Consider the following 13,039-nt stretch of genomic DNA (forward strand, 5'->3'; position numbering starts at 1 on the left):
TGAACCTGAACCTGAACCTGAACCTGAACCTGAACCTGAACCTGAACCTGAACCTGAACCTGAACCTGAACCTGAACCTGAACCTGAACCTGAACCTGTTGCGCAAAATCCAGATAGCTGCTTGATGGTGTTCGATGCAGAAGATGGGCAGTTGATTGGATTTGACGTGTCAGCATCAGCCGAAACAGTTCAATCGAGCATTACAGATTCGGATGAGGTTTTAATTTTCCCTGTTGAACAGAATCTTGAAACACTAGTCCAAGTAGATGATCTGCATCCTGCACTTCAACCAGCAGCGACACCTGAACAACTTGTTCCAGTCCTTGATGGGCAGCTTGTAGAAACAGCTGTCGAATCACCAGCTATTACGGTTTCTTCTACTCAAGAAGAGTCAAGCAGCTTGATGCCTCAAGACATTCTAAAGTTGCCTGAGCAGACATTAGAAGGTGAGTGGAATCTAGAAAAATGGGAATACTGGTTTAGAACCAGTCAGCTTTCGCCAGCTGTGCAAGAGTTAGCACAGCACGGTATTATGCAAGGGCAAATTAATGGTGCTTCTGTATTCCATATTCCACAAGAATATGAAGGCATGCTGTCACAATTACAGCATGGCTTAGAAGAGGCCTTAAAATCACAATGGTCGAATACGCAATTTGATGTGCAATATGGTGAAGTAAGTTCAAGTACACCATTGATCATGCAAAATGCACGTAAGCAAAAAGCCTTTAATCGTGCAGTCGAATTGCTACATCAGGAACCGACGATCAAGAGTCTGGTTGAAACCTTTGATGCGGAACTCCATCAGGTTCAATTAAAACCTTGATTGGTAAAAGAAAGGCAAAGTTTTTATCTTTGCCTTTCTTTTTTAACTGATCAGTAAATACTGACTCAATACATCCCGCATTGCTGGTGGGATGACGGTACTTTTTCGATTTTTTCGATCAACAAATACATGCACGAAATGTCCTTGAGCGGCTGCTTCGTGCTGATCTTGTTTAAAAATAGCCAACTCGTACCTGAGTGATGAATTGCCAATTTTACCAATAGCAACACCCACCTCGACCACTTCTGGAAAGGACAATTCCTGTAAGAAACTACAAGCTGAATCCACCACTAAACCAATAATTTCACTGTTGTGAATATCAAATCCTGTTTTCTGAATCAGTAAGGAATTGGCAGCAGTATCAAAATAGCTATAGTAGGTCACGTTGTTGACATGGCCATAGATATCATTGTCTGCCCAACGTGTTTGGATGGGAAAAAGGAACTTGAATTGTTCACGTCTTTTTAAGGTTGGTTTGGTCATGCATAAATCGCCTGATAAATCTGTAAAGCATCTTGCTCAGTCATTTCTCTTGGGTTGTTTTGCAACAGTCGGGTTTGCAGCATGGCATCCTTTGCCAGTTGTGGAAGTTTTGCTTCTGGAATATCCAAATCCTTTAATTTTAAGGTTAAACCACTTTGATCCAAATGGTTTTGCATATGGTCAATAAATAGGTCACATAAACCATCGGTACAACCTGTGCTACGTGGATCCAACAGTTGCATTAACTCAGCATAATGTTGCTTGGCTTTGGGCGCATTAAACTTTAACACTTCAACCAACACCAAAGCGTTGGTATGTCCGTGTGAAAGATGAAAATGTCCACCTAGCGGATAAGCGAGGGCATGTACTGCGCCAACTGGTGCATTGGCAAAAGCTTGACCTGCAAGCATCGACCCAACCAACATATTTTGACGTGCTTCTAAATCAGCACCGTTTTTGAGTACTTTAGCCAGATTATGATTGAGTAGGATCAAGGCATTTTTAGCCAGCATATCCGCATAAAAGTTCTTTTTGATATTTGAGGTATAAGCTTCAATTGCATGAACCATCGCATCAATGCCTGTTGCTGCCGTGATATGTGCAGGCAAGCCTTGGGTAAAAGTTGCATCTAAAATTGCCACATCCGCATATAAAAAAGGAGAAACTACACCCATTTTAGTGGTTGCACCTGTGGTTACAATCGAAATTGGGGTAACTTCTGAACCCGTTCCAGCGGTTGTTGGGATGAGAATCAACGGTAAGCGTGGTGCTTGAGCTTGATTCACGCCGTAGATTTCACTCAGGCTTTGCTGTTGTTTAGGGTGAGCAAGCAGCGCGATGATCTTGGCAACATCCATGGAACTGCCACCACCAAAACCAATAATCACATCGATATTTTCTTGCTTCGCAAAATCAACTGCTTCCAGCACAATGTGTTCAGGAGGATCGACTTGAATATCCGAGTAAATAATACTATTGAGATTGATCTGCTCTAAAATCTTTAAGATTGGCTGGTGTAGTTGATGCTGGATCATGCCTGCATCTGTTACGATCAGTGCCTTATGATAATTTTGTTGTGTTAAAACACTTTTAAGTTCTTGTATCGAACCTAGTCCCGAAATGATGTTTGGAACAGTTTGAAATTGAAACGGGTTCATACATACATCCTTATTTTTCATAATAAATACAACATTTTTATATCAAGTGACTGTAGGTATCACTGCTTCAATAAATTAACATAAGACGCTCTTAAACGTGTAACTTTAAGGTGATTAAGCTATTCAAAGCATCCTATAAGTTGTTCAGTTTTTCCACCTATTTATTTTTTTGAAATTATTAAATCTTATAGTGTCATTAACGGAATTTATTGCACAAACAGCAGGTTTAGAACTCAACGAAAACAATAACCTAAGCTGTAGTTTTATCACCACTTTTTACGTCACTTCTGCAAATGCGAGTGTAATACCAACATCTGTATCGTTGCAGATGATTTTATCCTAGATTTATGCGCTTCCTGAAGGTCACAATATTTGCAGAAGCCTTAATCTTTTATAGATAAAAAAAAGTGGCTCATAAGATGATCGATCATTGAAGAGTTGTTTATCAGGATCATCCTTTAAATAGGGGCTAAGTCAATCAATTCATCGATGCAGTTTATGATGCTGTTATAGGGTTAAACCAGGCATTTATAGAGTTGAAATCAAGAACAAAGAAGAGGATTCAAAGCTCATCGAAAGGTAGGCTTGTTTGTGTTGTCTTGTTATTTTCATAATAGTTTGCTTTGATGGTTATTCAATTTAATAGGAACTCATCATGAAAGAAGCAATAGAACAATATCGCCAAGAACGAGCAACATTAGAAAATGAGATTTCAGATTTCCTTGAGAAGAAATTTGCAGAGTTCAAAGAAAAGACGGGTGCAGAAGTCATTCACCTTGAGGTAGAGTTTGATTCAACTGATGATGAAGACGCAGAATTCTTTATTTCGAGCGTGTTTATAGGAACTGACCTGTAACAAGGTGAAGAATTGATGACCTCCTTCGGGAGGTTTTCTTTTGAATGTTTATTTACTTTACTTGTGAAGTAAATAAACCTAGGGCTAGGTACATCATTAAGCGTCACAAGTAGGAGTTATGATTCAGTGGTGTAATTATAAGTTTTTGTTTTTAATATTTAATTTGAAATATTTGTGTGAAAATATTAAAATATACACTTGTCTTTATTTATTTTGTGTTGAGTATTTTTGGTGAAAAAAATATTAATTCTTCTTATAAGTGCGGTGGTTTCTGGTTCGGTGTATAGCGCAGATGATATCTTCAAAAAAGATAAATCACTTTTAATTCTAGATAATGATGCGCCGCACTACGAGATTGAAAGTAGTGAACAGGTTGATTTTTTTGAATCATTAAAACAACAAGAGCAAGATCGCATAAATCAACGCAATTATGATTTAGAGCAACAACAGCAAATTCAATCGAATACCTCCAATATGAGTCCACATGATAAGTCTCAATATTTTCTAGAGCATCGGCATTTTGACGCTTTGAATGCTCAAGGTCATGAGCAACAGTTCAACTCAATGCTGAAGGCGAAAAATAGAGGCTTAATTTCAGAAAAGGACTACCAGCAAAAAATTGTGAAGCAAAGCCCGATGCCATCAGGGCAGAGAAGTAATCAACTTAGATTTTCAATCCCTATTGGAGAATAAGAAAGCTGACGGCCAAAGCTCATCGAAAGATGGGCTTTTTAATTGGTCAAAATAGATTAGAATAGGTCAATGAAAAGAACCCAACTCAAACCTGAATTTATCGCCTCAATCTGGACAACTGAACAAGACTGTCTCTTGATTGAGAATAGCCTTTTATCAATTGAAGAACTGACACAGCTTCTGCCTTTTTCTGAAGAAGAGATACAAGTACGTAAAGCAATCCTTGGATTAGTACGTCGACAAAGACAGATGAATAGAATATAAATTTAAGCTTTTATTGATGAAGCTTGTTACTTCTCGAAATAGAAATTACAGAACTGTGCAGTTAAAAACATTAAGTCTTATTCAGATTACTCAAAGTTACATATGCAGATGTTAAAAAGATAGTCTCCAGGATAGGAGATAATAATGAGAACCATTACTTTAAAAGACATACATACGGGCGAAAAAATTCGTGTTAAATCAATTATAGATCCAGTAGTTAATGTACTAGAAAATGGACATGCAGAAATTTTACAAAGAATAAAATGGCTTTATGAAGAAACAGGTGAAGATATTTCATGACGTCTTATATCTTCTACAACTTAAGCGCTTCGTGGGAAGGGAACATATCATCGATAATATTGAATAGCTTCCACCTCCTTCAAAACACTTTAGGGAGATTTTTATGCTCATTAAGATTGATGCTGAAAATTATATAAATACCGATCATATAGTGGCTCTTTCAACTTTTACAACAGTAGATGGCAAAGTCAAAATAACCATTGATACAGTGACAGCTGCTAGTGGGCATGGCCCATATGTGGTGAATATAAGTGGTGAAGAAGAAGCCGTTAAACTCATTAATGCGCTCATAGCTTCACTTCAATAATAAAGATAGGACATAGATCATGATTGATGAAAATAAACCTTTAAATTTTGATGACGATAACGAACCTCTAGACTTAGATGATGAAGAATTCATTGATAGTAAGAAAGAGGACGAGCTATATAACAGCATCACTAAAGATGGATCTAGTGTTGATCCAGCAGAGGATGGAACAAAACATATTCGTCCTGAAGACGGTGATCCTATTGAACTAGATGAGTAAAAATGATTTCACAACTTATTTGCAGCGCCGTCTTTTCTGCCAAGCACTATAATTTACCAATTGGTCCATATATTTTAATGATTGTGTTTTCTTATTGAGTGACTTACTCCTCGAATAGATTCACAAAAAGGCTAAAATTGGTATTTATCGGGCAAAATAATGCTTTTATCGTGAATTGTTTCACATATTTTGAAAAGTAAATGACAATTCATATAAATTCCAAGAGGTTGAAAATATGGAAGTTGTTAAATTTATTAAAAGTTTTAATACAGTCGGATCTTATTTAACTGCAGCCAGCATTCTGCTAGCCACGCTTATTTTGTATTTTTACTTTATCAATCCATAAGCCTTATTCTCAGTTCGTTGATTACCACCTATGGGTGGTTTTTTTACGTTTAGAGCAATGAAAAATGGATAGAAAACCTGTTTTGATGTTGTGTGTTCTCGCGAGTGGTAAACTTATGCAGGTCCAAGTTGATGACTTAAATAAACAAGCTCTATTCTTAAATGCATTTAACGCATTGGATAATGATTAAAACATTTGATTTACTTAATAATTTAATTTCTAGAGGTATACTTGCCCGCACATAATTGTTTTTTAAATTTTTAATATATGGATGCAATATGAAATCGTTATTGAAATCTGCCATGACAGTTGTTTTGTTTGGTTCTTCAGTGTCAGCAACTATGGCTGCGACCCTTGAAGAGCAGATCAAAACACTATCCGAAAAGGGATGGCAGATTGGTGTATCTATCTTGGATATGAATGATAAGTTGATTTCTTTCAATGGAGATAAACGTTTTCCACTAGACAGCACTGTAAAAGCGCTTGCTTGTGCGAATGTATTGGCGAAGGTTGATGCTAAAAAACTGAGTTTAGATCATGCAAAAACGATTCAACAAAAAGACCTCGTTACTTATTCACCAGTGGTCAAAGATTATGTCAATAAAAAACTGACGATCAAACAAGCTTGTGAAATTACTACGGCATATAGTGATAATACGGCAGCAAACTTTGCTATAGAGGCGGGAGGAGGCCCAGCAGGTCTTACCTCATTCATGCGTTCAATTGGTGATAAAGTAACAAGATCAGATAGATATGAACCAGATTTGGTCATTAATCCCGAAGATGATATCCGAGATACAACCACTCCTAATGCGATGAACGCCAGTATGAAAAAGTTATTGGCGGGTAATGTGCTATCTAAAAGCTCAAAAGAGCAATTAAAAGAATGGATGATAGGAAATAAAGTTGCAGACAATATGTTAAGAGCCGCTTTACCTCAAGGATGGAAAATCGCAGATCGTACTGGTGCCAGTGATTATGGCATTAGAGGTTTAACCTCAATGGTATGGTCGGAAACTCATGCACCTGTATTTATCAGCATTTATGTGAGAAAGAGTGAGACTTCTTTAGATGAGCGCTCAGAAGTGATTAAACTTTTAAGTGATCATATTGTAAAAGAGCATTTGATTAAATAAACAAGAATGTTGATTCGATCAGTGAGATAGCCCTCATGAGAGGGCTATTTATTTCAAGCATCCAAACATAAAGGACGTAAGTGCTTTGAATCTTCCGATTCCAGTTTTCTTATTCATTATCTAATCTAAATAAATAATAATCATTCTTAATTGCTGATTGATAACGCTTATCATTCATGTTAACTTTTGTTCCGAAATTTTGCTGCCGTGTAACAAGGAATTAAAGCAGCAGAACAATCTCCTACAGCACATTGGTTATTATGGAATTTTCTTATGTACAACTCTCCCTCTAGAAAAGCCTTCAAAGTTCATCCTTTAGCCCTTTCTATCGCTTTAGCAGTTCCTGCTATTGTTCATGCAGAACAGGCAACTGAAACAGCAACATTAGCGACGATAAAAGTACAAGCAGAACAGAAAAATCCAGCTGTAACAGAGGGTTCAGAAAGCTATACGGCAAAAAGTACAAGTACATCAACAAAATTAAATTTATCGCTGCGTGATACTCCACAATCGGTCAAGGTTTTTACCCGAGAATATCTGGATGATCGCAATATTGATTCTTTTCAAGATTTAACAAATAACATTACAGGGGTTTCAACATCACGTACTGATGAACGCCAATCTGTATTCGCACGTGGTTTTCAGGTCGACTATTACTTAATAGACGGTATGCCTAGTACGACGAATCTGGGAACGGGAGATCTTGATTTAGATATTTACGACCGTGTTGAAGTCGTTAAAGGATCTAGTGGCTTAATGACAGGAGCTGGTAATCCTGCAATGGCATTAAACATGGTCCGCAAGCATGCAAATGCCAAAGAACTTACGGGTAACCTCAGTACGTCTTTGGGTTCTTGGAATGAATGGAGTAGCTCCGCTGATGTTTCTGCTCCGCTTAACGCAGATGGTTCATTACGTGGACGTGTATTTGTAAAACATTCTGATGAAAAATCTTTTATGGATTTTTATGAGAAAGAACGAAATGTATTTTACGGAGCTGTTGATTATGATCTCAGTGACAAAACAAGCATGTCATTGGGCGCAACCTATCAAGAGTTAAATCGTGATGGTATCCGTTGGGGTGGAACACCAGCATTTTATACCGATGGAACACGTACCAATTTTTCCAGAAGTCTTACTGTAACGGCACCTTGGACTTATTGGAATGTTAATACATCGGCTGTATTTGCTAATTTAAAGCAAAATTTATTCAATGACGTTAATTTCAATATCGCCTATACCTTCCGCAAAGAAGATACCGATAATTTGTTGCTATATACGGGTGGGCGAGTAGATAAAGCGACCAATACCAGCCCATTAAAAAATGCAAATGGCGATGGTAAAGATAACGTCTCAGTGTATGGTGCAGAAGCGACCAATGAAGAGAATAATATTGATGTTTTCATCAATGCACCATTCAAAGTCTTTAATCGTCCACAAGAGATCATCATTGGTGGTTCTTGGAACAAAAATGAAAAGACTAAGGACATTTTTGGCGGATCGAATGCGAAAAGTGAAGTTGAAAAATATTTAGGCGGGCCGCTGAATTACAACGATATGGCACAGGAACTTCTTCGACCTGTTGTCTTAGATGGCAAAAATGCATTGAATGAAACGACGCAAACAGCGGCTTATGTAGCAGGTAAATTTCAAATACTAGATCCATTAAAAATCATTGCTGGCGCTCGTTTATCCAACTGGGAATATAAATCAGAGAATGGTGTCGGGGATCGCGAGTTTAATAATGAATTTACGCCGTATATTGGCGCAATCTACGATTTTGCACGTGATCACTCTGTATACGTGAGTTATACAGAAATTTTTAAACCTCAAAGTCGTAAAGATGTAAATGATCAGTATTTAGATCCAAGCTATGGGAAGAACTACGAAACGGGGATTAAAAGTGAATGGTTTGGTGGACGCTTAAATACGGCATTATCAATATTCCAAATTGAGCAAACTAACTTCGCAGAAGCAATACCAGGTGAATATGTTACTCGTAATGGCGTACGTACAACCGAGCAAGCTTATCGTGGTGTAGATGGTGTTGAAAGTAAGGGCTTTGAGTTTGAAGCTGATGGTGAAATCAACGAAAACTGGGGGATCAATTTCGGAATTGCTAACTTTGAAGCAAAAGATGCGAAAGGGGTAAAAGTTAATACGACAAACTCTAGAACGACTTCTAACTTATTTGTGAAATATAAGTTAGATCAATGGAGTGCAGGCGTAGGTTTAAACTATAAGAGTAAATACTATACTGGCACTGGTAGTACTCGTATTGATCAGGACGCTTATGTGCTCGCGAGTGCAATGTTGGGCTATCAGGTCGATAAGAATATTAAACTTCAATTGAACGTCGATAATATATTTGATGAGAAGTACTATGACGGTATCGGTGCAAACTCAATGAACTGGGCTGCACCTCGTAATGCAACCGTGAGTGTACGTTATAACTTCTAAACACTATTGTGATTGAACTTTTAAAGCCCTCTGATGAGGGCTTTATTTTTTGATGAGTATGGTTAGAGACAATCCTAAATTTCGGATAGGTACTTTTTAGATCTTAGGAATTTCAGCATCCTTCGGCTTTCTCATACCCTGAACGAATCATTCTTCTCCGTGGTTTCACCAGAATTTGTGTGAAAACACTATGAGACGTTTTTTAGACCAGCACTCCATCTTGTTCAATTTTTACTGCTGCTTTCCAACTTGGTAGTAAGCTCAAACGTTCTACATAGCTTTTAATATGTGGATAATTTTCACCTTGTTTCATATGATGAATTAAACCGTGAAGTCCAAATCCCATCATAAAGTCTGCCCCAGTTAAACGATCGGCCACCAAAAATTTTTTATTTTTTAAATAATCATTTAAAAAACCAAAAACTTTATCAAACTCAACTTGAGTATAGTTTTCTAGAAATACTAATTTCGTACCATACTTAGTTTCTATCTGATTAAAAGTTTTCAATAAAAATGGCACCATCGCAGAGCTTTCAGCGAAGTGAATCCATTGTAAGTAATCTGCATAAGTTGCATCGTTGATGTCTGGTGCTAGATGTGGTGCAAATCTTTGAATTAATAATTCTACTATAGCACCTGATTCCGCAAGGACTTTACCTTGCCATTCAATCACAGGAGACTTTCCTAAAGGATGAATGTTTTTTAGTGACGCTGGTGCTAAATGGGTAGTTAAGTCACGGTAATAGCGTTGTAATTGGTACGGTTGTTTGATTTCTTCGAGTAACCACAAAATTCGGAAAGAACGTGACTGGTCTAAGTGATGCAATGTAATCATGATAATTCCTGTTTAAAAATTTTATGGGGAATTTCCCCATGTTCTACAACTCAATATACATTTAAATTTATAGCAGCTACTGATCAATTTGCTATACGGAACAAAGTTGGTTAAGAAAAGTAATGAAGATGTTACTCAGGCTTTGCAGCAAAATTAGAACTCAAATACAGAACATCCTATAGTTCAAATAAAAATCAATTTTTCGCTCATCGATAGAGATAGCTGAGCCCGTGTTTGTCAAATCACTTCTTTAAGCGGTTTTTTTATATTTAAGTATTAAGCACTTTGCTCAATTCTACTTTATTACTAACATCTAATTGCAAGTATGCTCTTTGCAGGTAGGTTCGAACAGTAGAAGGGCTTAACCCGAGTTGCTCAGCAACTTTTTTATATGAATGGCCTTGTGAAAATAGATACGCAACGCGATATTCACGTGGAGATAAGGTTAAATTTTTTTTCTTATTGATGATCTCAATACATATATTGCCTGCTTTTTTTAAGACATTGACGTTGAGTTTGCCTAGCCGAATAGTCGTAGGTGTTTTATCAAAGTGAAACAATAGCTCATTCGGGATATAAACACCTTCCCATTTTGGCCATTTAGCATAAATGATCTCACAGAGACTTGCACCAATACTCAATATATAACCATCCTCTCTTACAAGACCTGCATGGGACATATTGTGATTGGGCGAAAGCTCTAAAGCCTCTTGTAAGTTATAACGCCAAGCTTGATTGATATGACGAACTATTTGCTCGAAAAAAGCCATATTCAAGTCTGTAAATGAACTTCCACTATGGCGATATAACGTTATAAAAAAAATGTGCCCAGTAAAGGTGTCTTTGATACACATGGACATTCCATGGAGCAGTTGATACTTTCGGCTGAATTGATTGAGCTCCTTTGTTTCAAACTCATATTCAAAATTGGTTGGGTAGCTAAAATGGTGTGCGGTATCGGATAGGTTATCTACTTCTTGAGCGAATTCGTCATCAATAGCCAAAGATTTCCACTCAGTTGGGAAACACGTTGGAAGATTGATCGTCTCGACGTGATGAATACCCACCATTTTCTGATCTTTATTATGAGTGATTAGACCCCACCAGGCAGCATCAAACGATATGACATTTTTTAATTCTTCTAATGCTTCTCGAATAAATTCAGAGGCAAGCTGATCTTTAGAAATCTTGCCTAATTTCAATAAGTAATGGCCCAAGATTGCAATCGAAGTAGTACTTTGCATTTCTTCCAAGTGCTTTCCAGCCTCTACTTATTTGTTGGGTAAGAGCATACTTGAATTAAGAGAAAGTCTGCAAGAGCGTCTGCATTTGCAGATTGTTTCACTCGATGAATCAATAAATAATTTGACCTAAGAGATTGTGGAAACATTAAAAATGTATCCATTCACACCATCTTATGAATATTAAATATTCCATGTAAAGGTTACATTTTTAATGAACATTATGCATCGTAACGATCTTAAGAAAATAACGATTCTTTCTCTTTCAATGTTTGCCATACTGGGTTTGGCTGGGTGTAATGACAGCTCAGATTCCAAATCTAAAAATGTTAAATCAGAGCAGAAAGTCGAAACTGCACCTTTGAATGGTAAATTTATACCTATTTATGAAGTCGCTCGAACGAATGAAAATCGAGTCGAAGAAAATCTTTGGCGAAGTAGAAAGCTATTGGAAGACTACACTGCAGAGATGAATAGTTTTGTGAATATTCCTGTAGATATTAAAGTTGTCGCAAAAGAATGTAAGGAAGCAAATGCATTTTATGATAGTGAAACACAAACCATTGAATTGTGTTATGAATTAGGTGCAGAAGAAAGAAAAATGTTTACAGAAGCAGGAGATTCTGGGGATATATTAGATACTGAACTCTATCAAAGTGCTGTCGGGACTTTATTCCATGAAGCTGGACATGCATTGATCGATGTACTTGATTTAAAAATCACAGGTAGAGAAGAAGATGTCGCTGACCAATTAGCGGCTTATATTTTAACTTACAATGATGAAGATAAAGATTATCTTCTTACTGTTTCTGACACCTATAGTCTTGCTGCTAAGCGAGCAAAAACTTTAGATGATTTGCCTTTTTATGATTCTCATTCATTAGATGCTCAGCGCGCAGTAAATTTCCTATGCTATGTATATGGATCTGATACGAAGAACTTTCAGTACCTGATAAGTGATGACTTACTCAATAAAGAACGTTCAGAAGAATGTGAGCATGAGTACAATCAAATCGTTGAGGCTTGGGATTTCTTACTTGCACCTTATTTTAAAAAATAATTAAATAGATAAAAATGAATGTCTCTGGTGGAATGGCTTTTGGGCTATTCCACTTTTACTTTAATTTAGTTTTTATTAGCTTCGTCGCTAAGTACGGCTTATCTCGACGGGTTGATCGGTTGTTCACATTGTTAATTCCAAAAAAGTACATATTCATACAGAATATTCAAAAGAGATAAACACTATTTCCTTTCAAATCAAAGCATTTTTTGACAAAATAGCTGATGTCAGAATGGTCAATTCATGCATAATGACATTTAATAGTATGGCCTTTATTTTGCAGGAATTTTGCATGCAATACTTCAATCTCCTTATAAAACAAAATGTTGAGTCTTATTCCTGATGGCAACAGAATATAAGGTGTTATGTGTCTGCTTAGGAAATATTTGCCGCTCTCCAACTGCTGAGGCAATTCTCAGACATTATTGTGATGCACATGGCTTAAATGTCGTGGTCGACTCTGCAGGAACAAGCAATTACCATCCCAACAAAGCACCAGATACACGCAGTCAAACCCATGCGCGAAAGCGTGGTTATGATTTATCCGCGTTACGTGCCAGACAGATTGTTTTAGCAGACTTTGTGGAGTTTGATTTGATCTTAGCGATGGATCATGAAAATTTCGATGATATTCAAACGCTCATGTCACAGGCAGTACAGCAGTTTGGTACACATCAAATTCGTGCCAAGTTGGCATTGATGAGTGAGCATGATCCACAGTTTAGTCAACAAGCTGTACCAGACCCTTATTATGGTGGTGCAGATGGATTTGATCGGGTACTCGATCAGTGTGAATCCAGCAGCCAAGCATGGGTCGAAATTTTTAAAAAGCAAATGAAAGCAGGGCAATAGGATTTA

The 13,039-nt window shown here is 37.2% G+C and carries 17 protein-coding genes; 13 read left to right on the plus strand and 4 right to left on the minus strand.

Annotation, left to right across the window (positions count from 1 at the left end):
* The coding region (locus F887_RS18785) for a DNA polymerase III subunit gamma/tau C-terminal domain-containing protein (protein WP_005293489.1) at nucleotides 1-823 on the plus strand (823 nt) is incomplete at its 5' end.
* A 42-nt stretch (nucleotides 824-865) separates the two neighbouring features.
* Here the strand turns inward: F887_RS18785 and F887_RS10275 are convergent.
* Complete coding sequence (locus F887_RS10275) at nucleotides 866-1,306, minus strand: acyl-CoA thioesterase (RefSeq protein ID WP_005293492.1); 441 nt, start codon at nucleotides 1,304-1,306, stop codon at nucleotides 866-868.
* Nucleotides 1,303-2,463, minus strand: a complete 1,161-nt coding sequence (locus F887_RS10270; RefSeq protein WP_005293495.1) for an iron-containing alcohol dehydrogenase — start codon at nucleotides 2,461-2,463, stop codon at nucleotides 1,303-1,305. Before F887_RS10270 ends, F887_RS10275 begins: the two co-directional genes overlap by 4 nt.
* A gap of 655 nt (nucleotides 2,464-3,118) precedes the next feature.
* Between F887_RS10270 and F887_RS10265 the strand changes: the two genes are divergently transcribed.
* The 10 genes from F887_RS10265 (at nucleotide 3,119) to F887_RS10235 (ending at nucleotide 9,045) form a co-directional block, all read left to right on the plus strand.
* A complete protein-coding gene (locus F887_RS10265; protein WP_005152464.1) occupies nucleotides 3,119-3,319 on the plus strand; it encodes a hypothetical protein in 201 nt (66 codons plus the stop codon).
* A gap of 231 nt (nucleotides 3,320-3,550) precedes the next feature.
* Nucleotides 3,551-4,012 carry a hypothetical protein gene (locus F887_RS10260; RefSeq protein ID WP_005293498.1) on the plus strand — a complete coding sequence of 154 codons (462 nt, stop codon included), beginning with the start codon at nucleotides 3,551-3,553 and terminating at the stop codon, nucleotides 4,010-4,012.
* 69 nt (nucleotides 4,013-4,081) lie between these two features.
* Nucleotides 4,082-4,276, plus strand: a complete 195-nt coding sequence (locus F887_RS10255) for a hypothetical protein (protein WP_005293501.1) — start codon at nucleotides 4,082-4,084, stop codon at nucleotides 4,274-4,276.
* A gap of 144 nt (nucleotides 4,277-4,420) precedes the next feature.
* Nucleotides 4,421-4,576: a hypothetical protein gene (locus F887_RS0117960; protein ID WP_005293504.1), complete on the plus strand. Its 156-nt coding sequence runs from the start codon at nucleotides 4,421-4,423 to the stop codon at nucleotides 4,574-4,576.
* A 103-nt stretch (nucleotides 4,577-4,679) separates the two neighbouring features.
* Entirely contained in the window at nucleotides 4,680-4,883 is a 204-nt protein-coding gene (locus F887_RS10250; protein ID WP_005293506.1) for a hypothetical protein, read from the plus strand.
* Between the two features lie 19 nt (nucleotides 4,884-4,902).
* A complete protein-coding gene (locus F887_RS10245) occupies nucleotides 4,903-5,103 on the plus strand; it encodes a hypothetical protein (RefSeq protein ID WP_005293510.1) in 201 nt (66 codons plus the stop codon).
* 235 nt (nucleotides 5,104-5,338) lie between these two features.
* Complete coding sequence (locus tag F887_RS18935; protein WP_005293513.1) at nucleotides 5,339-5,449, plus strand: hypothetical protein; 111 nt, start codon at nucleotides 5,339-5,341, stop codon at nucleotides 5,447-5,449.
* A gap of 64 nt (nucleotides 5,450-5,513) precedes the next feature.
* Nucleotides 5,514-5,639: a hypothetical protein gene (locus F887_RS18880; protein WP_005293514.1), complete on the plus strand. Its 126-nt coding sequence runs from the start codon at nucleotides 5,514-5,516 to the stop codon at nucleotides 5,637-5,639.
* Between the two features lie 88 nt (nucleotides 5,640-5,727).
* Entirely contained in the window at nucleotides 5,728-6,585 is an 858-nt protein-coding gene (gene bla / locus F887_RS10240) for a class A beta-lactamase (protein WP_005293516.1), read from the plus strand.
* Between the two features lie 273 nt (nucleotides 6,586-6,858).
* Nucleotides 6,859-9,045 carry a TonB-dependent siderophore receptor gene (locus F887_RS10235; RefSeq protein ID WP_005293520.1) on the plus strand — a complete coding sequence of 729 codons (2,187 nt, stop codon included), beginning with the start codon at nucleotides 6,859-6,861 and terminating at the stop codon, nucleotides 9,043-9,045.
* A 202-nt stretch (nucleotides 9,046-9,247) separates the two neighbouring features.
* Here F887_RS10235 and F887_RS10230 read toward each other — a convergent pair whose 3' ends face one another.
* Complete coding sequence (locus F887_RS10230) at nucleotides 9,248-9,880, minus strand: glutathione S-transferase family protein (protein WP_005293524.1); 633 nt, start codon at nucleotides 9,878-9,880, stop codon at nucleotides 9,248-9,250.
* A gap of 269 nt (nucleotides 9,881-10,149) precedes the next feature.
* Nucleotides 10,150-11,124 (minus strand): helix-turn-helix transcriptional regulator, encoded by a 975-nt coding sequence (locus F887_RS10225; protein ID WP_005293527.1) that lies wholly within the window; start codon nucleotides 11,122-11,124, stop codon nucleotides 10,150-10,152.
* Nucleotides 11,125-11,335: 211 nt separating this feature from the next.
* Between F887_RS10225 and F887_RS10220 the strand changes: the two genes are divergently transcribed.
* Both F887_RS10220 and F887_RS10215 read left to right on the plus strand, forming a co-directional pair.
* Nucleotides 11,336-12,181, plus strand: a complete 846-nt coding sequence (locus F887_RS10220) for a DUF4344 domain-containing metallopeptidase (protein WP_005293531.1) — start codon at nucleotides 11,336-11,338, stop codon at nucleotides 12,179-12,181.
* 342 nt (nucleotides 12,182-12,523) lie between these two features.
* On the plus strand, nucleotides 12,524-13,033 hold the full coding sequence (locus F887_RS10215; protein ID WP_005293534.1) for a low molecular weight protein-tyrosine-phosphatase: 510 nt from the start codon (nucleotides 12,524-12,526) through the stop codon (nucleotides 13,031-13,033).
* Nucleotides 13,034-13,039 lie beyond the last annotated feature (6 nt).

This window comes from Acinetobacter sp. NIPH 2100 (assembly GCF_000369805.1).
Taxonomy (GTDB): domain Bacteria; phylum Pseudomonadota; class Gammaproteobacteria; order Pseudomonadales; family Moraxellaceae; genus Acinetobacter.

Coding starts and splice junctions, on each gene's coding strand:
- F887_RS10275 (WP_005293492.1), bottom strand. CDS start 1,306: ATGACCAAACCAACCTTAAAAAGACGTGAACAATTCAAGTTCCTTTTT.
- F887_RS10270 (WP_005293495.1), bottom strand. CDS start 2,463: ATGAACCCGTTTCAATTTCAAACTGTTCCAAACATCATTTCGGGACTA.
- F887_RS10265 (WP_005152464.1), top strand. CDS start 3,119: ATGAAAGAAGCAATAGAACAATATCGCCAAGAACGAGCAACATTAGAA.
- F887_RS10255 (WP_005293501.1), top strand. CDS start 4,082: ATGAAAAGAACCCAACTCAAACCTGAATTTATCGCCTCAATCTGGACA.
- F887_RS0117960 (WP_005293504.1), top strand. CDS start 4,421: ATGAGAACCATTACTTTAAAAGACATACATACGGGCGAAAAAATTCGT.
- F887_RS10250 (WP_005293506.1), top strand. CDS start 4,680: ATGCTCATTAAGATTGATGCTGAAAATTATATAAATACCGATCATATA.
- F887_RS10245 (WP_005293510.1), top strand. CDS start 4,903: ATGATTGATGAAAATAAACCTTTAAATTTTGATGACGATAACGAACCT.
- F887_RS18935 (WP_005293513.1), top strand. CDS start 5,339: ATGGAAGTTGTTAAATTTATTAAAAGTTTTAATACAGTCGGATCTTAT.
- F887_RS18880 (WP_005293514.1), top strand. CDS start 5,514: ATGGATAGAAAACCTGTTTTGATGTTGTGTGTTCTCGCGAGTGGTAAA.
- bla (WP_005293516.1), top strand. CDS start 5,728: ATGAAATCGTTATTGAAATCTGCCATGACAGTTGTTTTGTTTGGTTCT.
- F887_RS10235 (WP_005293520.1), top strand. CDS start 6,859: ATGTACAACTCTCCCTCTAGAAAAGCCTTCAAAGTTCATCCTTTAGCC.
- F887_RS10230 (WP_005293524.1), bottom strand. CDS start 9,880: ATGATTACATTGCATCACTTAGACCAGTCACGTTCTTTCCGAATTTTG.
- F887_RS10225 (WP_005293527.1), bottom strand. CDS start 11,124: ATGCAAAGTACTACTTCGATTGCAATCTTGGGCCATTACTTATTGAAA.
- F887_RS10220 (WP_005293531.1), top strand. CDS start 11,336: ATGAACATTATGCATCGTAACGATCTTAAGAAAATAACGATTCTTTCT.
- F887_RS10215 (WP_005293534.1), top strand. CDS start 12,524: ATGGCAACAGAATATAAGGTGTTATGTGTCTGCTTAGGAAATATTTGC.